At 67.1% G+C, this 419-nt stretch carries 2 protein-coding genes; both read right to left on the bottom strand.

Annotated features, from left to right (window positions below; translation table 11 throughout):
- The coding region (gene rpsK, locus DBV35_RS29315; protein WP_108663929.1) for a 30S ribosomal protein S11 at positions 1-284 on the bottom strand (284 nt) is incomplete at its 3' end.
- Positions 284-419: 30S ribosomal protein S13 (gene rpsM, locus DBV35_RS29310; RefSeq protein ID WP_108663928.1), on the bottom strand; the 136-nt coding region annotated here is incomplete at its 5' end. The genes rpsK and rpsM, both read right to left, overlap by 1 nt.

Raw genomic sequence — 419 nt, 5'->3', positions numbered from 1 at the left:
GGGCCCTTGACGAAGACGTCGCACTTCTTCATGCCGTGGTCCATCGCCTTGCGGGCGGCGTTCTCGGCGGCGAGCTGCGCGGCGAACGGCGTCGACTTCCGGGAGCCCTTCAGGCCGACGTGCCCGGACGAGGCCCAGGCGATGACGGCACCGGTCGGGTCGGTGATCGACACGATCGTGTTGTTGAACGTGGACTTGATGTGGGCGTGACCGTGCGCGACGTTCTTCTTCTCGCGACGGCGGACCTTCTTGGGTCCGGCACCCTGACGTGCGCGGGGCGGCATTACTTCTTACCTGCCTTCTTCTTACCGGCGACGGTCTTCTTCGGACCCTTGCGGCCGCGCGCGTTGGTCTTCGTGCGCTGGCCGCGGACCGGAAGGCCGCGACGGTGACGGATGCCCTGGTACGAACCGATCTCG

This window comes from Acuticoccus kandeliae, from assembly GCF_003073115.1.
This window is presented reverse-complemented; position numbering and strand designations above follow the sequence as displayed.